Genomic DNA, 16,759 nt, shown 5'->3' with positions numbered 1-16,759 from the left:
GAAGACTCACCCAGCCCTACGAAGCGTCCGCGCTCACAGCTGCCCGGCCGCGACGTCGATGGCGTGCAGGATGCTCGACAGGCTGCCCGGGTCGGCGAGCGTCAGGTCGGCGAGCTCGTCCGGTCGGAACCAGCGAAGGTCGTCGTGCTCCAGGGGAGCAGCGTTGACGGGTGCGCCTTCCCAGCGCGTGACGAGGAACGCGTGCACGTCGAGTGCGGGGTCGCTGACGGTCAGCGGTATGGGTCGGGGCTCGTGGACGTGGACCCCGAGCTCTTCGAGACACTCCCGCGTGACGGCCTCATGAGGCAGCTCGCCCGGCTCGACATGCCCGCCGGCGAGGTCCCAGCAGTTCGGATACCGCCGACGTGAGGGGTGGCGGTGCACCAGGAGCACCGAGCCGTCGCGCACGAGTGCAGCGAGCGAGATCGCGATCGGTGCGGCCATGGGCGGGACGCTAGCGGCGGGGGCCGACACGCCCGCGCACGGCGATTCTCGTGCCGGACGACATCGGTCCGCCGGGGAGCGGATCACGCGTCGCTCGACTAGGGTCGGCACATGGAACGACGCCACGATGGTCCCGGCGACGAGACCCTCTCACCCGGCGTGCGGCTCGACGAGACGGTCGCCAGCGTCGACACGGATCCGGTGCCGGACCCGGACGCGGGGCGGAACGTCGACCAGCACCGAGCGCTGCGCGACGACTGACCCGTCCGGCTGACGCACGGACCCGGTGCACGCACTGCGGGGCTTCGCGGGAGACGGTCAGGTCATCCTCGACGGTGCGCCGAACGACGGCCGCGCGTCGCGCAACGTCGCGGCATGGCTGGTGGAGGAGTGGGTACGGCTGGACCATGGACGATCGCGAGCGCCCGACCACCAACCAGCCCCTCAACGCCCCCGGTCCACGACCCAAGGTGACGCCGATCCTGGCCGTCATCGGGGTGATCGCGCTGATCGCGCTGATCTTTGTCGTGATCACCCTGGTGCGCTACAACTCCTGACCCGACGCGGGCACGGCCTCAGGGTCCCTCGGGCGCCCAGCGGACGACCAGCAGGGCGATGTCGTCCTCCTGCTCGTCGCTCGCCATGGACTCCAGCAGCCGGTCGGACAGCTCGTCGAGGTCGGACGTGGTGGGGCAGACGTCGGCCAGCAGCCGCATGAGCGACTGGATGCCGTCGTCGATGTCGCGGTCGCGTCGCTCGACGAGGCCGTCGGTGTAGAGGACCAGCGTCGCCCCGGGCTGCAGGGCCACGGCCCCCTCGTGGCGGTCGGCCGCGGGGTCGAAGCCGAGCAGCAGGTCGTTGGCGTCGTCGTCGACCAGCCGGGTGACGGTCCCGTCGGGGTCGACCAGCAGGCCCGGCGGGTGCCCGGCGTGGGACCAGCGCAGCAGCGCGCGTCCAGTCCGGCCGCGCGTCGCCGGCGCCTGCTCGAAGCGCGCCACCACGGCGGTGGCCGTCGTCTCGAGCTGGAGGGACTCCATGACGGTGTCGAGGCCCGAGAGGATCGCGGCGGGAGCGTCGCCGCTGTGGACCGCGATGCCGCGGAGCAGCCCGCGGACCTGCCCCATCGCGGCGGCGGCCTCGACGTCGTGGCCGACCACGTCGCCGACCACGACCACCACGTCCTGCGCCCCGTCGCTCGCGTCGCCCTGGAGGAACGCGTCGTACCAGTCGCCACCGATGCGGGCCACGTCGCCGGCGGGCGTGTAGCGGGTGACCACCTGCAGGCCCTCGCGCCGGGGCGGCGCGGTCAGGATGCTGCGTTGCAGCGCCTCGGCGACGTCGCGCTGCGACTCGTAGAGGCGGGCGTTGTCCAGTGCCAGCGCGGCCCGGGCGCCGATGTCCTCGAGGAGGGACACGTCCTCCGCTGCGAACGCCGTGCGATGGATGCCGCGGAACGCGCTCACCACGCCGACCGTGCGCCCGCGGGCCCGCAACGGCACGATCACCGCGGAGAACGGGGCGAGCTCGCGCAGCCGGTCGCGCGCCACCCCGGGCACGAGGACGGCGGCGACGGCCTCGGTGGCCGAGGACCCCATCAGCACGGGCGTCATCTCGCGGATCGCCTCGGCGAGGTAGGACGAGTCGGTCATGGCCTGCAGCCGCCGCCCGGCGTAGTCACGCAGCGTCTGCGCCATGTCGGGGTCGCGGTGCGACCAGCCGACATCGCGCAGCCCGCGTCGCCAGTCGGTGGCGTTGGGGTCCTCGACCAGCGTGACCAGGCACCAGTCGGCCAGCTCGGGCACCAGCTGGGTGGCCAGCCTGCTGACCCCCTCGGTGGGGTCGAGCGTGGCCGTGAGCGCCTCGGACACCGAGGCCAGCAGCGCCAGGCGGTGCGCGGAGCGGTCGAGCTCGGCGCGCGCCTCCCGACGCGCGGTGATGTCGACGAAGTAGACGGCGAGGCCCTCCGGCGAGGGCCAGGCCCGCACCTCGTACCAGGCGCGCAGCGGCGCGGGGTGGTAGGCCTCGAAGGTCACCGGCTCACCCGACTCGACCGCGCTGCGGTAGTGCGTCTCGAAGCTGCTGCCGACCGACGAGGGGAAGGCCTCCCAGATGGCGGTGCCGATCAGGTGCACACGGCTCGAGCCCAGCAGCCTCTCGGCCTCGGAGTTGACGTAGGTGAAGTGCCAGTCGCGGTCGAGCTGGAAGAAGGCCGAGGGCATCGCCTCCAGCACGCGTCCGACCCGGGCGTCGCCCTCGCGCGCGTCGGTCGTGTCGTACGACGCGCCGACGAGCCGCACCGGCAGCCCGTCGGGCTCGTCGGCGAACGCATGACCGCGCGCCTCGATCCACCGGAGGCGGCCGTCGGGGAGCACCACGCGGTACTCCGCGGCGTAGTCGCCGCAGGTGGCGATGGCGCGCTGGAGGGCGTCGGAGACGCGGCCGAGGTCGTCGGGGTGCAGGCGGCGGTTGAACGCCTCGATGGTCCCGCCGAAGTCGTCCTCGGCGAGACCGAAGAGCTCGAACATCCGGTCGTCCCACCGCAGCTCACCGGTGACGAGGTCCCACACGAAGACACCGACACCCGCGGCGTCCACGGCGAGCCGCCACGCGAGGCGGTCGCTCTCGGCGTCGAGGGGGGACCGGGTCGTGGGCGGAGGGAAGTGGTCGTCGATCACAGGTCCTTCTCACGCACCGATGGCCCACGCTGCTCGAGGCCCCTCCACAGCGTGCCACAGGCCCGGACCGGGCGGCGGCGAACGGCGAAATGTCAGCGCTGACCGCCGGCACGAGCGGCGGGCGGCAGCTCGTGAACGGCGGCAGCCGACGCCGACGCGGGGTCGGCCGGCAGCTGGGCGACCTGCTCGCGACACCACACCGACACGGTCCGGCTGCCGTCGAGCACCGACCGGCGGAACGGCTGCCACGGCTCCCAGCGCGCCTCCGCGACCTCGTCGGGGTCGGGCCGGACGGGACCGACGAGCGACCCCACGAACACCGGGCACATCTCGTACTCCACCACGCCCTCCTGCTCGGCGCGGTAGCGGAAGCGCGGCAGCACCAGGCGCAGGCCGGCGACGGGGACGCCGAGCTCCTGCTCGACGCGCCGGCGCACCGCCTCCTCGATCGGCTCGCCGGGAGCGGGGTGCCCGCAGCAGCTGTTGGTCCACACCCCCGGGAACGTGCGCTTGTGCAGCGCCCGCCGGGTGATCAGCACGTTGCCGTCGTCGTCGAAGAGGTAGCACGAGAACGCGAGGTGCAGCGGCGTCTCGGCGTGGTGGACCCCGGCCTTGTCGGCGGTGCCGACGGCCCGCCCGTCCTCGTCGAGCAGCACCACGAGCTCGGCCGCGCCGGGCGCGCTGTCGGGGGTGTCGAACGTCGGCCTGTCGGTCGTCGGGCTGTCGGTCATGAGGGCCTCCCCACGGGTCGGGCGAGCTGGTTGACGGCGGTGTCGAAGAGCCACGGCAGCCGCGACGCGGCGGGCACGAGGCGCCTGCGGACGGTGGCGTGCGCGGTGGCCCGCAGCAGGGCGTGGGTGAGGAGCTCGTGGCGGACGCCGAGCCGGCGGGCCAGGCCGTCGTAGCGCCCGGCCCGGCCCGCGGCGAGGCACGCGACGGCCACGCGGGCCTGCGCGAGCCCGAGGGCGAGGCCCTCGCCGGTGAGGGCGTCGACGTAGCCGCCGGCGTCCCCGACGAGCAGCACGCGGCCCGCCGAGCGCGCCCGGGCCCGCTGGCGCAGCGGCCCCGCGCCCATCACCCGTGTGCGTGCGCCCACCAGGCGCTGCTGGAGGACCGGGAAGTCGTCGATCAGGTCCGCGAAGCGCGAGCCGGCGTCGCCCAGCACGGCGACCCCGACGAGGTCGTCGTCGACGGGCGTCACGTAGGCCTCGGCGCGCGGCGACCAGTGCACCTCGACGTACGACGTCCACGGCGCCTGCCGCACGTGGCAGCGCAGCCCGAACCGGCGGCGCCCGGCGACCGGGGCGTCGAGGCCCACGAGGCGGCGCACCGGGGAGTGCAGGCCGTCGGCGGCGACGAGGTGGCGCGCGGGCTCGCCGTCGACGAGGAGGTGGTCGCCGGCGTCGGCGACGGTCGTCACCGCGCTCGGCTCGACCGGGATGCCTGCCGCGGCGACCCGCTCGGCGAGCGCCTCGTGGAGCACCGTGCGGCGTACGCCCCGGCCGGGGCCGTGGGCGAACCGCGCGGTCGCGACGGGACCCCCGGCGCGGCCGTCGAGGTAGCGGATGCCGGTCAGCTCGCGTCCGTGCGGGTGCACGCCGAGGGCGGCGAGCTCGGCGACGGCGCCGGGCATCAGCCCCTCGCCGCACGCCTTGTCGATCGGGCCGGTGCGCGGCTCGCGCACCACGACGGACAGGCCGGCGCGGTGTGCGTGCAGGGCTGTGGCGAGACCCACCGGCCCGCCGCCGGCCACCACGAGGTCACGCACCTGCGGCCTCCGTGGAGCTCGTGGGGGAGTCGGCGGGTGGGGCCGGGAGGGTGGCGAGCGCGGCGTCCTCCACCCGGATGCGGACGACGAGCAGCGCGGCGTTGAGGACGGTGAAGACGAGCGCGGTGATCCAGGCGGCGTGGACCAGCGGCAGTGCGATGCCCTCGACCACCACGGCGACGTAGTTGGGGTGGCGCAGGAAGCGGTAGGGACCCGACGTCACGGGTGGCATGCCGGGCACCACGATCACGCGGGTGTTCCAGCGGGGGCCGAGGGTGGCGATGCACCACCAGCGCAGCGCCTGGGAGGCGACGACGAGGGCGAGCATCGACCACGCCAGCAGCGACGGCACCTGGGGCTGGCGGATCCATGCCTCGGCCAACGCGCCGACCAGCAGGGCGGTGTGCAGCACGACCATGAACGGGAAGTGGCCGAGCCCGTGCTCGACGCCGCCGCGCTCGCGGCTCCAGCGCGCGTTGCGGGTGGACACGACGAGCTCGGCGATCCGTTCGAGCCCGACGAGCGCCACCAGCACGGTGAACGCGACGAGCCCGGTCATGACGCGGCCCGCAGCAGCACGAGCTCGGAGCAGAAGCCCGGCCCCATCGCCATCAGCACCCCGGGGGAGCCCGGCACGGGCGGCCGCTCGCGCAGCGTGTCCTCCAGGACGTGCAGCACCGAGACCGAGGACAGGTTGCCGACCCGGGCCAGCGACTCCCAGGTGAGCCGGACGGCGTCGCGGGGCACCTCGAGCGCCTCCTCCAGCGCCTCGATGACCTTCGGCCCGCCGGGGTGGCACACCCACCACCCGATGTCGGCGCGGGTGAGCCCGTGGTCGGCGAGGAAGGCGTCGACGTCGCCGCGCACGAAGCGGCCCACCAGCGTCGGCACCTCGGCGTCGAGCACGATCCGCAGACCGTTGCCGGTGACGTCGAAGCCCATGGTGCGCTCGCTGTCGGGGTAGAGGCGGCTGCGCGAGTCGAGCACCTCGACCGGCCCGGGACGCCCGGCGCGTCCGGTCGCGACCACCGCAGCGGCGCCGTCGCCGAAGAGCCCGCTCGCCACCAGGTTGGGCACCGAGGCGTCGTCGCGCTGCACGGTGAGCGAGCACAGCTCCACCGCCACCAGGACGGCCGTGTGGTCGGGGTGGCCGAGCAGGTAGTCGTGCACGCGGCCGATCCCGGCGGCGCCCGCCACGCAGCCCAGCCCCACCAGCGGCATCCTGCGGACGTCCTCGCGCAGGCCGACCTGCGCCGCGATCCGGGCGTCGAGCGAGGGCACGGCCAGGCCGGTGACGGTCGCGGTGACCACCAGGTCGACGTCGGACGGCGTCAGGTCGGCGGCCTTGAGCGCGTCGACCAGTGCCCGCGAGCCCAGCTCGACGGCGTGCTCGATGAAGAGGTCGTTGGCGTGCCCGAAGTCCCCGATGCCGGCGTACTCCTCGAGCGGCAGGACGGTGTGGCGCCGCTCGACGCCGGCGTTGGCGTGGAGGCGCCGCATCAGCGAGCGGTCGAGGCTGCGCTCGGAGATGAACTCGCCGAAGGCCTCGGTGATGTCAGCCTGCGGATGTGAGTGGGGCGGCAGCGCGCCTCGGACGGAGAGGATCCTCATGTCAGCCACCTCGGGTCTGTGTGGAGGGTTCGGGGGACGGGTCGGGCGGGCGGAGAAGGGCCCGGAGCAGCCCTCCCGCCAGGCGGGTGTCGATGCGGCCGTCGCCGAGACCGAGCTCGACGAGGGTGTCGAAGGCGTGGCGCTCGCGACCCGCGGCGCGGATCCCGGCGTCGACGATCCGCGGCGACTGCGCGAGCCGGGAGGCCGCCCAGGTGTGGCGCAGGTGGGTGCCGAGCAGGTCGCGGACCACCCGTCGGTGCCGGGCGCCGGCCGCGTGCGGCCGCCCGGCGCGCACCGCCTGGGCCGCGGTGCGCCCCGCCGCGATGCCGGTGGCGACGGCGTAGTAGATCCCCTCGCCGGTCATCGGGTTGACCAGCCCCGCGGCGTCGCCGGCGAGCAGCACCGGGCCGTCGGGCTGGTCCCAGCGCCAGCTGCTCAGCGGCAGGTGGTGGCCGCGCCAGTCGTCGCCCGTGCGGGCGGCGCCCGGCACGAGCTCCTCGAGCTGCTCGAGCAGCAGCCGGCGGCTCGGCGCGCGGTCGCCGGTGCGCTCGCCGGGGAGGAGCTCGCCGTAGCCGACGTTGGCCAGCCCGTCACCCCGGTCGAAGGCCCAGGCGTACGACGGCTGGCGGCGGCTGCCGTAGCGGATGACCTGGCGCCCGGCCATCTCGGGCGTGGTGGGCGCGTAGCCGCGGATCGCGATGGCTCGCGGATCGCGCCGCTTGCCCAGCAGCGTCGTGCGCACGACCGAGTGCGCCCCGTCGGCTCCGACCACGACGTCGGCGGAGACGGTGCCCGACACCACGGGGGTGCCGGTGGAGGTGAGGGAGGTGACGCGGTGGGTGCGCAGGACGGCTCCGGCCGCGACGGCGCGCTCGACGAGCCGGGCGTCGAGGACCCGGCGCGGCACGACGTGGACCTCCCGGCGCATCGGCCCGGAGACCGACACGTCGCCGTGGGCGAGCTCGAGGTGGCGCAGCGGGGTCCAGTCGTCCACGACGTCGGCGGCGCCGACGGGCGCCAGCGCGTCGAGGACGTGCGGCGCGATGCCGTCGCCGCACGACTTGTCGCGGGGGAAGTCGCTGCGGTCGACGAGGAGGACCCGCAGCCCGGGCTGCTCGGCGAGCGCGCCGAGGGCCGTGGCCGAGCCCGCCGGTCCGGCGCCGACCACGACGAGGTCCCAGTGCTCAGTGGCGGGTGCGCGGCTCATCGGGCCACCACCAGGAGGAGGGCGTCGACCAGCGCGATGGCGACCGCTGCGGCGAAGGGCGCCCGGCCGGTGCGCGACACGACGACCGCGGCGAGGCCCAGCACGACGACCGCGACGGTGAGCGAGGCGGGGACCGGGGGAGCGGACCCGGCGAGCACGACGCCGGTCGCGACCACCAGGACCGCGGCGGCGACGGGCGCGATGAGCCGAGGCCCGAGCCGGTGGGGCAGCCCGCGTACGCCCGTCGCGGCGTCGTCGGCCAGGTCGGGCAGCACGTTGAGCAGGTGCGCCCCGACGCCGAGGAGGGCCGCGCCCACGGGCCACCACCACGGCGGCGCCTCACCGTCGGCCAGCGTGACCACGGCCGTGAGGCCGCCGAACGACAGGGCGTAGGGCAGCCACGACCACACGGTCGCCTTCAGGCCGAGGTTGTAGCACCACGCCGAGGCCACGCAGCCCAGGTGGACCAGCCCGGCTGCCGGGCCGAGGGACAGCGACAGCGCCACACACACCACGACCGCGGCGGCGCACGCGGCACGGACGAGCGCGACCGCGCCGTCGTCGGCGGCCAGCGGCTTGTCCGCGCGTCCGGCCGCGCGGTCGCGCGAGCGGTCGAGCAGGTCGTTGCTCCAGCCCACGCTCAGCTGGCCGGTCAGCACCGCGGCCACGAGCAGCACCGTCGACTCGGGCCTGAGCCCCTGCGCGAGCGCGAGCAGCCCCATGAGGACGGTGACCGCCAGCGTGGGCCCCGCGTGGGCGGCGTGCAGCAGCACACGAGCGGACGAGCCGACCGGCGCCTCGCTGGGACCGGGGAGGTGTGCCGGGCGCGTGCTCATCGGGCGTCCCCCGGCGCCGCGGCGGTGCCCGACCGGCGCCGGGCCAGGCGCGCCGCACCCACCCCGAGCACCGCGACCAGCCATCCAGCGAGCACGTCGACGACGTAGTGCTCGCCGGTGTAGACGAGCGTGACGGCCATGGCGAGGGGGTAGACGACGAGCAGCACCCGGGACACCCGGGACACCGACGGCCACAGGAACAGCGCCGCCAGGAGCGCGGCCGCCGCGTGCAGCGACGGCATCGCGGCGACCGGGTTGCTGCCTGACTGGCCGAGCTCCACCAGCCGACCCACCGGGTCGAGGCCCAGCACCTGCCAGCCCACGTGCGAGATCCGCTCGACGGCACCGATGTCGCCGCGCTCGGCGGCGAGCCACGGCGGGGCGGCGGGGTAGGCCAGGTAGCCCACGATGCCGAGCAGCGACAGGGACAGGACGGCGGTGAGCCACTCACCGAACCGGTCGCGCAGGCGGAACCAGACGACCGCGGTGATGAGCGGGATCGTGAGGAAGTGGGTGACGTAGACCGACGCGGCGAGGGCGTCGTACCAGTGGGCGGACCCGTCGATCAGCCGGGCCTGCAGCCAGACGGTGGGCATCGTGCCCAGCAGCGCCTCGTCGGCGCGGGCCGGGCCGAGCACGTGCAGTCCGGCGCCGAGCCGGTTGGTGTCGTCGCCGTCGCCCACCCCGAGCGGCGCGGTGATCCACTGCGCCAGCCAGTAGGTCAGCAGGATCGCGCTGAGCGGCGACCAGGCGATCAGCAGCTGGGCGATCGGGCCGTGGCGCGACTCCTGGCCCGGCGCGGCCGCGCGTGCCTCCGGCTCGGCGACCGGGGTGCCGAGACGGGAGCGCGAGGCCGCGGGACTCGTCATGTCGCGCTCGTCCTGCGGGACAGGCGCGCGAGGAGCGCCTGCGTCCGGAAGCGGTTGTAGCGCTGGATCGCGATGAACGGCAGGTTGACCAGCACCCCGTAGGCGCCCAGCAGGGCGGCCGCGAGGGGCGGGTTCCACAGCATGAAGAGCGGGCTGCAGCACAGCGCCCACCAGTGCGCCAGCTCGGCGCGACGGGTCTCGCGCACGAAGATCGCCAGCCCGTCGGCGTCCACCGCGGGCAGCTCGCGCTTGCTGACCCCGCCCTCGAAGAGCGCGCCGGCCTCCGGCACGCGGTCCTTCCAGCGGTGGATGCGCAGCCGCCGGCGATACCAGCGCCCGCCGTCCTCGAACGCCCGCGCCCGCAGCAGCCACCCGTCGCGGGCGAGCCGCTCGTCGCCGAGGCGGTGGGCCGCGTAGCCGGTCGCGGCGTGGAAGACGCCCCACGCGATCACGTCGACCACGATCGTGAGGCCCTGCGGCATGACGAGGCGCAGCATCAGGCGACCCCCTGCCTCGACCCGCGGTCGGCGAGGGACACCTCGCGGCCGCGCCACGGCACGGAGCGGCGGACGACGGTGAGCGCGAGGGAGCGGGCGAAGACGAGGTCGAAGGCGAGCAGCGTCGCGGGGAACAGCGCCCACGCCCACCACCGGAAGGAGCCCGCGCGGCGCAGCACCCAGCGCAGCTGCAGCGCCGCGCCGACGTAGGCGAGCGCCCAGAGCACGGGGCTGCCCGTGAGCAGGGACGCCCCCTGCCCGGTCGTGACGGTCACCAGGGACAGCACGGCCCCCACGGCGACGGCGTGGTGCGCGCTGATCCACGCCACTGTCGTCGCGCCGGCCGACGGCGCGGCGGCCGTCGCACCCGAGGCGATGTTCTTGGTCCAGCCGGCCACGAGCTGGCGCACCCCGCCGGGATAGCTGCGCATCCGCACCTCGTCGCCGCCGACCGCGCACCACACGGGCAGCCCGGCTCGCGCGTAGGCGGCCGCCAGCGCGGCGTCGTCGAGGATCGCGGACCTGACCGCCTCGTGCCCGCCCGCGGCGGCGAGGTCGGCGCGTGAGGTCAGCAGGCACGGTCCGAAGGCCATCGGCGGATGGGCCGGGCGCGCCTGACGCCTCCGGCCCGCCCGGGTCGGGGTGAAGGCGCCGCTGGCCATGAGCGCCACGGCGTTGAAGTAGGCCGACAGCTGCTCGTAGGGGCGCACGACGTCGTGGTGCGGCTGCACCGAGACCAGGCCGCCGTGGCGTCGGTGCGCGGTCAGCAGGCCCGCGAGGGCCCCCGGAGCCAGGACCGTGTCGGCGTCGAGGAAGAGGATCAGGTCGCCCGTGGTGGCCGCGGCACCGGTGTGGCAGGCCCAGGCCTTGCCGGTCCACCCGGTGGGCGGGGCTCCGGCGGGCACGACGCGGGCGCCGCCGGCGCGGGCGACCTCGGCGGTCGAGTCGCGGGAGGCGTCGTCGACCACGACGACCTCCGCCACCGCGGGGACCTGCGCGTGCACGGACCGCAGCAGCGCGGGCAGCGTGTGCTCCTCGTCGCGCGCGGGCACGATCACCGACACGGACGCCGCCGGTCGGTCGGCCGGGGGAGCGGTGGGCGAGGGCAGCGTCCGGAGGTCGGCGACCAGGCGCTGCGCGCACAGCGCCGCCGCCAGCAGCAGCACGGCGAGGACGAGGTCGAGCGGGCCGAGGCCCAGGGCGCTCACGGGGCGCGCACGCGTCGTACGACGAGCGGCATGCCGCCGCGGGGGTGGACGGCGGCCTTCGCCTCGGCGACGGGGCGCGACCACGCGCGTGGGTCGCCGGGGAGCTCGAGGCGGTGCTCGGCCAGCAGCTCGGCGAGCACGACGACCATCTCGCCCAGCGCGAACTCGCGCCCGATGCACAGCCGCGGCCCGAGGCCGAAGGGGAGGTAGCCGGTGCGGGCGGTGCCGTCGAGGAAGCGCTCGGGCCGGAACGCCTCGGGGTCGGGCCAGAGGTCGGGGCGCCGGTGGACCAGCCACGGGCTGATGATCGCCAGGGTGCCCACGGGGACGGTGCGCCCGGCCACCTCGTCCTCGCGGACCGAGCGGCGCGAGATGGCCCAGGCCGGCGGGAAGAGGCGCAGCGCCTCGTCGACCACGGCACGCGTCCAGGGCAGCCGGTCGCGGTGCCCGACCAGCGCGACCGGCCCGGGGTGGGCCGCGAGCTCGGCCCGGGCGCGGTCCTGCGCCTCGGGGTGCTCGGCGAGCAGCATCAGGGTCCAGGCGAGCGCGGCAGCGACCGTCTCGTGCCCGGCGATGACCATCGTGACGAGCTCGTCGCGGATCTCCTCGTCGCGCATGCCGCTGTCGAGCAGCAGGCCGAGGAGGTCGTCGCCGTGCGCGGCGGGCGCCCCTGCCGGCGGGTGCGCATTGCGGGCGCGCCGCTCGGCGATGATCGCCGCGGTGGCCTCGTCGAGGCGCCGGCGGGCCGCCCGGAGCCGGAGGTTGGTGCGCGTCGGGGTCCACTCGGCCCGCGGGAGGATCGAGCGCCCGAGCCGCACCACGAGGTCGGCCGACTCGCTCGTCGCGGCCAGCAGGTCGTGGGCGTGGCCGGACAGGTCGGTGCTGAAGAGCGCCCGGCCGACCGCGTCGAGGCCGATCGTGTGCGTGAGCGCCGCCACGTCGACGACCTCGCCGTCGTCGCCCACGCGCCCCAGCCGGGCGGAGATGGCGGTGCGGGCGGCCGCGCGGACCTCGTCGCCGACGGCCTCGAGACGCTGGTGGTGGAACGCCGGGGCGGCCAGGCGGCGGTGCTCGATCCAGTTGGGCTCGGCCGAGGCGAGCAGGCCCGGACCGGTGACGCGCGCGAGCGCGGCGTACTGCACGGTGTCCTTGGTCCAGCTGCGTGCCGAGGTCTGCAGCACGTGCTTGACGTCGGCGGGGTCGGTGAGCAGCAGCGCCGGCGGGCCGGGCACCGGGAACGACACGGTGTCGCCGAAGCGCTGTGACACCTGGCCGAGGAAGGTCAGCGGGTCGGCGCGCACGGAGCGGAAGACCCGCGCCATGTCGAGCGAGGAGGGTCCGGGCACGCCGATGTCGGTGGGCTGCATCGCCTGCAGGCGGGTCGCGACGCTCATGCGCTCGCCTCGCCGCGCCGGCGTCCCAGCCAGGTCCAGGCCACGCAGCTGCACAGCACCAGCCCGAAGCCGAACATCAGGTCCTCGACCGGGGCGTAGACCAGCCGCCCGTCGCCCAGGAAGGTGACCTCGCCGCTGCCGAGGATGGCGTCGCCGGAGTAGCGCACGATGCCGCGGCCGGTGAGCCAGCCGTTGGAGAGCAGCTGGAAGAACACGATGATCGCGTAGGCGAGCCACCAGTCGCGGGTCGAGGTGACGCGGGTGCGGACGACCCAGCGGTCGAGCGCCACGGCGAGCACCACGCAGGCGACGGCGATGGTGGTGTAGGTCATCGGGCCTCCTCCCGACGGCGCCCCGACCCGGGTCGTACGCCGCGCCGGGCGGCGCGCACGCCCTCAAGTGTCAGGACCGAGACGAGGGGGATGACGACGAAGAACGCGATCTCCTCCAGCGGCAGGCCCGCGATGCGCCACGGCAGCGTCTGGCCCTCGTCGAACCACCAGTGGCCGGTGTGCGTGGCCCACAGGTCCCACAGCAGGAACGGGGTGCCGGCGAGGCCGATGGTGAGCAGCAGGCGCCCCGGCTGCCGCAGCACCGTCAGCCGGAACGCCGGCACCAGGGGCAGCGTGCCGGCGAGGCAGAACGCGAGCATGGCGACGTAGGCCCAGTGGGGCAGGCTCATGCGCGCACCGGCTGGCTCGAACGGTCGCCGGAGAGCCGCTTGAGGACGAGCTCGGCGCTGATCAGGCACATCGGCAGGCCGACGCCGGGCACGGTGCTGGCGCCGGCGTAGAGCAGCCCGTCGACCTTGGCCGAGGCGTTGCCGGGGCGCAGGAACGCGCTCTGGCGCAGGGTGTGCTCGAGGCCGAGGGCGCCTCCGCGCCAGGCGTGGTAGCGCGTGGCGAAGTCGTCGGGACCGACCGTGTGGCGCACCCGGATCCGCTCGCGCAGGTCGGGCACGCCCGCCCACGACGCGATCTGCTCGATCGCCGCATCGGCGGTGCGCTCGACCGTCTCGGAGCCCGCGCCGTCGTCGCCGCCCCCGCCGATGGCCGTGTCGGCAGGGACGGGGACCAGCACGAACAGGTTCTCCGACCCCTCGGGCGCCACCGTGGGGTCGCTCTCGGACGGTTTGCAGACGTAGATCGAGGCGGGGTCGGGCACCTTGGCATTCTCCCCGAAGATGTCGCGGAAGTTCTGCCCCCAGTCGCGGGTGAAGAAGAGCGAGTGGTGCGGCAGCTGCGGCAGCCGGCCCTCGACGCCCAGCATCGCGAGCACCGCGCCGGTGCCGGGGGAGCGGCCGCGCCACGCGGGCTCGGGGTGGGTCTGCAGCGCGGGCGGGAGCAGCGCGGTCTCGAGGTGGTGCAGGTCGGCGGCGCCCACGACGACGTCGGCGTCGACGGTGCGCAGGCCGTCGGCCGAGTCGTGCTCGACGCCGGTGACGGCGGGTCGGCCGGTGCCGGGTCGACCGGTGCCGGGGCGGGAGGTGAGGATGCGGGTGACGGGGGCGCCGGTGTGCAGCCGCGCGCCGTGCTTCTCCGCCAGCCCGGCGACGACCCGCACCAGCTCGGTGAAGCCGCCCTGCGGGTAGAGCACCCGGTCGCCGAGGTCGAGGCGGCTCATCAGGTGGTACATGCTCGGCGCGCGGCTCGGGGAGGAGCCCAGGAAGACCGCGGGGTAGCCGAGCACCTGGCGCAGCCTGGTGTCGGTGAACGACCCGGCGACGTGGCTCTCCAGCGACCGCGTGAGGAGCCGGCCCAGGGCAGGCGTGCGGCGTACGACGTCGGGGTGCGCGAACGCGCCGGGGGAGTCGAAGCTGGTGTAGAGGAAGCGCCGCAGCGCCATGTCGTAGGTGTCCTCGGCCGAGCGGAGGTAGGCGTCGAACCGCTCACCGGCCCCCGGCTCCAGCGACTCGAACAGGGCGCGGTTGTGGGCGCGGTCGGGGCGCAGGTCCACCGGCTCGGGGTGCCCCTCGAAGAACACCCGGTAGCTCGGGTCGAGCACGGTGAGGTCGAGCTCGGCGTCGGCCGAGGTGCCGAGGAGGGCGAAGAAGTGCTCGAAGACCTCGGGCATGAGGTACCACGAGGCCCCGGTGTCGAACCGGAAGCCGTCGCGCTCGAGGCTGCCGACCCGGCCGCCGAGGTCGTCGTTCTTCTCCAGCAGGTCGACCGAGTGGCCACGGGAGGCGAGCAGGGCGGCGGTGGCCAGCCCGGCGATCCCGCCGCCGACGACGACCACGCGCCGTGGCGTGCCGTCGGTGTGGCGAGACGTCGGGACCAACCGGCTGAGGCGTTCGGGCAGGCGCAGCGTCACGAGCGGCCTCCGCGCAGCGCGCCGACGGCGAGCCGCAGCTTGACCGGCGCCGGGACTTGGACCCGGGTGGCGCGGATCTCTTCGGCGGAGGCGGCGTGCAGGCGCTCCGCGAGCTCGGCGAAGGTGGCGTGGGCCGCCCACACGGCGCGCCGGCTGCTGGGCGGAAGGTCGGGCACGACCGCCGCGGCGGCGCGCAGGTCGGCGTCGACGTCGTCGAGGATCCGGTCGCGGTCGGCGTCGCAGAACGAGTCGGCCTCGACCCCGGGGAAGTAGTCGCGCCGCAGCAGGTCGTGGTCGTCGGACAGGTCGCGCAGGAAGTTGAGCTTCTGGAAGGCGGCCCCGAGGCAGCGGGCGCCCGCGGCGAGCCGGTCGTACTGCGCGTCGCGGTCCGCGCGGGCGTCGGGCGCGGCGAGGAAGGCGCGCAGGCACATCAGCCCCACGACCTCCGCCGAGCCGTAGACGTAGCGGTCGAAGCTCTCCTGGGTGTGGGTGGCGGTGTCGAGGTCGGTGCGCATCGAGGAGAAGAACGGGGTCACGATGTCGTGCTGGATGCCCACGGCGACGGCCGTGCGCGCGAACGCGTGCACCACCAGGTTGCCGCTGTAGCCGGCCCGCAGCGCGTGGGTCACGTCGGCCTCGAGCCAGTCGAGCATCGTGGCGCGGGCGTCGCGGCCGAGTGCGGGGTCGGGGTTGTCGACGATCTCGTCGGCGACCCGCACGAGCGCGTAGATGTTGCGGACCTGGGTGCGCACCGGCTCGGCCAGCAGCCGCGAGGCGAGCCCGAACGAGCTGGAGTACTCGCGGATGACGACCGCGGCGCTGGCCTCGGCGACCGCGTCGTAGAGGCTGCGGGGGGTGCCGCGCCCGACGAACATCGTCATGCCGCGACCTCGCTGTCGTCGATCAGCACGGGCGGCATCACGGTGACGCCGTCGAGCAGGTCGCCGGGGATGCCCAGGCCGTCGAGCACGGTGCGGGCCTGGGCGAGGTGACGCTCGGCGAGGTCGGCCACGAACCGGCGCGACCCCGACTCGACCAGCAGTGCGCGGGCCTCGTCGAGCTCGGCGTCGGTGAGGTCGTGGCCGACGTAGCCGCTCACCTGCTTCCACTGCGGCGTCGTGCGGGCGTGGACGAGGAGGGGCGTCTGCTTGCGGGTGCGCAGGTCGCCCGTCGAGCTCTTGCCGGAGCGGGCCGGGTCGCCGAACACGCCGATGAGGTCGTCGACGAGCTGGAACGCGATGCCGAGCGCGCGCCCGGCGTCGTCGAGCCGGGCGGTGGTCGCGGCGTCGGCGCCGGCCAGGACCGCGCCGGCCTGGAGGGGCAGCGAGAACGAGTACGCGCTGGTCTTCTGCGCCTCCATCTCCAGGCTCTGCGCGAGGGTGGCGGGGGCGAGGCCCAGGGCGAGGCGGACGTCGGCGAGCTCGCCCGACGCGGTGCGGTGGAGCGCACCGTCGAAGAGGTCGAGCAGGCGCCCCACGACCGGGGCCGGGGCGCCGCTCAGCGCGACCGTCCGGACGGCGGCGGCCAGGGCGAGGTCACCGGCCAGGATCGCGGCGGTCAGGCCGTAGCCGGCGGCGACGTCGGACGTGGCGCCGTCGACACCGGCGAGGGCGCGGAAGGTGCCGCTGACGTTGGGCCGGCCGCGGCGCACGTGGTCGTCGTCGATCACGTCGTCGTGGATGACCAACGCGGTGTGGAGGAGCTCGACGGCGGCGCCGACCTCGACGGCGGCGTCGTGGCACTCACCGCCCAGCGCGTCGTGGGTGGCGACGACCAGCGCGGGACGGAAGCGCTTGCCGCCCTCGGTCGCGGCGCACAGCGCCTCCCAGAGCAGCGCGTGGTGGGCGTCGATGGCGCTCGCGCGACGGCGGCCGTCGTCGAGGACCCGTGCCAGTGCCTCGTCCGTGCCTGTGCCGGTCATCTGGTGCCTCCCGCGG

Annotated in this window: 19 protein-coding genes; 2 read left to right on the top strand and 17 right to left on the bottom strand. The window is 75.3% G+C overall.

The window, feature by feature from the left end; translation table 11 throughout:
- Positions 1–33: 33 nt before the first annotated feature.
- Positions 34–444 carry an NUDIX domain-containing protein gene (locus JX575_RS11525; RefSeq protein WP_186341104.1) on the bottom strand — a complete coding sequence of 137 codons (411 nt, stop codon included), beginning with the start codon at positions 442–444 and terminating at the stop codon, positions 34–36.
- Positions 445–555: 111 nt separating this feature from the next.
- On the opposite strand from JX575_RS11525, the gene JX575_RS11520 reads away from it, so the two are divergent.
- Both JX575_RS11520 and JX575_RS11515 read left to right on the top strand, forming a co-directional pair.
- On the top strand, positions 556–705 hold the full coding sequence (locus JX575_RS11520; RefSeq protein WP_186341105.1) for a hypothetical protein: 150 nt from the start codon (positions 556–558) through the stop codon (positions 703–705).
- A gap of 146 nt (positions 706–851) precedes the next feature.
- A complete protein-coding gene (locus JX575_RS11515) occupies positions 852–1,001 on the top strand; it encodes a hypothetical protein (RefSeq protein ID WP_186341106.1) in 150 nt (49 codons plus the stop codon).
- A gap of 18 nt (positions 1,002–1,019) precedes the next feature.
- On the opposite strand, the gene JX575_RS11510 is transcribed toward JX575_RS11515, so the two are convergent.
- The 16 genes from JX575_RS11510 to JX575_RS11435 all read right to left on the bottom strand — a co-directional run bounded on the left by JX575_RS11510 (position 1,020) and on the right by JX575_RS11435 (position 16,743).
- Positions 1,020–3,119 (bottom strand): SpoIIE family protein phosphatase, encoded by a 2,100-nt coding sequence (locus tag JX575_RS11510; protein ID WP_186341107.1) that lies wholly within the window; start codon positions 3,117–3,119, stop codon positions 1,020–1,022.
- Positions 3,120–3,211: 92 nt separating this feature from the next.
- Positions 3,212–3,850: an isopentenyl-diphosphate Delta-isomerase gene (idi, locus tag JX575_RS11505; RefSeq protein ID WP_186341108.1), complete on the bottom strand. Its 639-nt coding sequence runs from the start codon at positions 3,848–3,850 to the stop codon at positions 3,212–3,214.
- Positions 3,847–4,887, bottom strand: coding sequence for an NAD(P)/FAD-dependent oxidoreductase (locus JX575_RS11500; RefSeq protein WP_186341109.1), 1,041 nt, complete (start codon positions 4,885–4,887; stop codon positions 3,847–3,849). Before JX575_RS11500 ends, idi begins: the two co-directional genes overlap by 4 nt.
- Entirely contained in the window at positions 4,880–5,446 is a 567-nt protein-coding gene (locus tag JX575_RS11495) for an isoprenylcysteine carboxyl methyltransferase family protein (RefSeq protein WP_186341110.1), read from the bottom strand. The genes JX575_RS11500 and JX575_RS11495 overlap by 8 nt, the downstream gene beginning before the upstream one ends.
- Positions 5,443–6,498 carry a 3-oxoacyl-[acyl-carrier-protein] synthase III C-terminal domain-containing protein gene (locus JX575_RS11490; protein WP_186341111.1) on the bottom strand — a complete coding sequence of 352 codons (1,056 nt, stop codon included), beginning with the start codon at positions 6,496–6,498 and terminating at the stop codon, positions 5,443–5,445. Before JX575_RS11490 ends, JX575_RS11495 begins: the two co-directional genes overlap by 4 nt.
- A gap of 1 nt (position 6,499) precedes the next feature.
- Positions 6,500–7,705 (bottom strand): NAD(P)/FAD-dependent oxidoreductase, encoded by a 1,206-nt coding sequence (locus tag JX575_RS11485; RefSeq protein WP_186341112.1) that lies wholly within the window; start codon positions 7,703–7,705, stop codon positions 6,500–6,502.
- A complete protein-coding gene (locus tag JX575_RS11480) occupies positions 7,702–8,541 on the bottom strand; it encodes a UbiA family prenyltransferase (protein WP_186341113.1) in 840 nt (279 codons plus the stop codon). The genes JX575_RS11485 and JX575_RS11480 overlap by 4 nt, the downstream gene beginning before the upstream one ends.
- Positions 8,538–9,410, bottom strand: a complete 873-nt coding sequence (locus tag JX575_RS11475; RefSeq protein WP_186341114.1) for a phosphatase PAP2 family protein — start codon at positions 9,408–9,410, stop codon at positions 8,538–8,540. The genes JX575_RS11480 and JX575_RS11475 overlap by 4 nt, the downstream gene beginning before the upstream one ends.
- Positions 9,407–9,907 (bottom strand): hypothetical protein, encoded by a 501-nt coding sequence (locus tag JX575_RS11470; RefSeq protein WP_186341115.1) that lies wholly within the window; start codon positions 9,905–9,907, stop codon positions 9,407–9,409. Before JX575_RS11470 ends, JX575_RS11475 begins: the two co-directional genes overlap by 4 nt.
- Positions 9,907–11,115: a glycosyltransferase gene (locus JX575_RS11465; RefSeq protein WP_186341116.1), complete on the bottom strand. Its 1,209-nt coding sequence runs from the start codon at positions 11,113–11,115 to the stop codon at positions 9,907–9,909. Before JX575_RS11465 ends, JX575_RS11470 begins: the two co-directional genes overlap by 1 nt.
- The gene (locus JX575_RS11460; RefSeq protein WP_186341117.1) at positions 11,112–12,509 is read right to left on the bottom strand and encodes a cytochrome P450; all 1,398 of its coding nucleotides are present in this window, start codon (positions 12,507–12,509) and stop codon (positions 11,112–11,114) included. Before JX575_RS11460 ends, JX575_RS11465 begins: the two co-directional genes overlap by 4 nt.
- Positions 12,506–12,841 (bottom strand): lycopene cyclase domain-containing protein, encoded by a 336-nt coding sequence (locus JX575_RS11455; protein ID WP_186341118.1) that lies wholly within the window; start codon positions 12,839–12,841, stop codon positions 12,506–12,508. Before JX575_RS11455 ends, JX575_RS11460 begins: the two co-directional genes overlap by 4 nt.
- Positions 12,838–13,191 carry a lycopene cyclase domain-containing protein gene (locus JX575_RS11450; protein WP_206054378.1) on the bottom strand — a complete coding sequence of 118 codons (354 nt, stop codon included), beginning with the start codon at positions 13,189–13,191 and terminating at the stop codon, positions 12,838–12,840. The genes JX575_RS11455 and JX575_RS11450 overlap by 4 nt, the downstream gene beginning before the upstream one ends.
- Positions 13,188–14,822 (bottom strand): phytoene desaturase family protein, encoded by a 1,635-nt coding sequence (gene crtI, locus JX575_RS11445; RefSeq protein WP_206054377.1) that lies wholly within the window; start codon positions 14,820–14,822, stop codon positions 13,188–13,190. Before crtI ends, JX575_RS11450 begins: the two co-directional genes overlap by 4 nt.
- Positions 14,819–15,703 carry a squalene/phytoene synthase family protein gene (locus tag JX575_RS11440; protein WP_186341119.1) on the bottom strand — a complete coding sequence of 295 codons (885 nt, stop codon included), beginning with the start codon at positions 15,701–15,703 and terminating at the stop codon, positions 14,819–14,821. The genes crtI and JX575_RS11440 overlap by 4 nt, the downstream gene beginning before the upstream one ends.
- The gene (locus JX575_RS11435) at positions 15,700–16,743 is read right to left on the bottom strand and encodes a polyprenyl synthetase family protein (protein ID WP_186341120.1); all 1,044 of its coding nucleotides are present in this window, start codon (positions 16,741–16,743) and stop codon (positions 15,700–15,702) included. The genes JX575_RS11440 and JX575_RS11435 overlap by 4 nt, the downstream gene beginning before the upstream one ends.
- Positions 16,744–16,759: the final 16 nt, after the last annotated feature.

This window comes from Nocardioides sp. zg-1228 (assembly GCF_017086465.1).
In the GTDB taxonomy this organism is placed as follows: Bacteria; Actinomycetota; Actinomycetes; order Propionibacteriales; family Nocardioidaceae; genus Nocardioides.
Note: the sequence above shows the minus strand (reverse complement) of the source record. Positions and strands in the feature narration are given on the sequence as shown.

What these genes read in the sequence shown, in the direction of transcription:
- JX575_RS11475 (WP_186341114.1), bottom strand. Translation starts at nt 9,410, where the DNA reads ATGACGAGTCCCGCGGCCTCGCGCTCCCGTCTCGGCACCCCGGTCGCC.
- JX575_RS11485 (WP_186341112.1), bottom strand. Translation starts at nt 7,705, where the DNA reads ATGAGCCGCGCACCCGCCACTGAGCACTGGGACCTCGTCGTGGTCGGC.
- JX575_RS11450 (WP_206054378.1), bottom strand. Translation starts at nt 13,191, where the DNA reads ATGAGCCTGCCCCACTGGGCCTACGTCGCCATGCTCGCGTTCTGCCTC.
- idi (WP_186341108.1), bottom strand. Translation starts at nt 3,850, where the DNA reads ATGACCGACAGCCCGACGACCGACAGGCCGACGTTCGACACCCCCGAC.
- JX575_RS11495 (WP_186341110.1), bottom strand. Translation starts at nt 5,446, where the DNA reads ATGACCGGGCTCGTCGCGTTCACCGTGCTGGTGGCGCTCGTCGGGCTC.
- JX575_RS11480 (WP_186341113.1), bottom strand. Translation starts at nt 8,541, where the DNA reads ATGAGCACGCGCCCGGCACACCTCCCCGGTCCCAGCGAGGCGCCGGTC.
- JX575_RS11455 (WP_186341118.1), bottom strand. Translation starts at nt 12,841, where the DNA reads ATGACCTACACCACCATCGCCGTCGCCTGCGTGGTGCTCGCCGTGGCG.
- JX575_RS11490 (WP_186341111.1), bottom strand. Translation starts at nt 6,498, where the DNA reads ATGAGGATCCTCTCCGTCCGAGGCGCGCTGCCGCCCCACTCACATCCG.
- JX575_RS11440 (WP_186341119.1), bottom strand. Translation starts at nt 15,703, where the DNA reads ATGACGATGTTCGTCGGGCGCGGCACCCCCCGCAGCCTCTACGACGCG.
- JX575_RS11520 (WP_186341105.1), top strand. Translation starts at nt 556, where the DNA reads ATGGAACGACGCCACGATGGTCCCGGCGACGAGACCCTCTCACCCGGC.
- JX575_RS11515 (WP_186341106.1), top strand. Translation starts at nt 852, where the DNA reads ATGGACGATCGCGAGCGCCCGACCACCAACCAGCCCCTCAACGCCCCC.
- JX575_RS11470 (WP_186341115.1), bottom strand. Translation starts at nt 9,907, where the DNA reads ATGCTGCGCCTCGTCATGCCGCAGGGCCTCACGATCGTGGTCGACGTG.
- JX575_RS11525 (WP_186341104.1), bottom strand. Translation starts at nt 444, where the DNA reads ATGGCCGCACCGATCGCGATCTCGCTCGCTGCACTCGTGCGCGACGGC.
- JX575_RS11460 (WP_186341117.1), bottom strand. Translation starts at nt 12,509, where the DNA reads ATGAGCGTCGCGACCCGCCTGCAGGCGATGCAGCCCACCGACATCGGC.
- JX575_RS11435 (WP_186341120.1), bottom strand. Translation starts at nt 16,743, where the DNA reads ATGACCGGCACAGGCACGGACGAGGCACTGGCACGGGTCCTCGACGAC.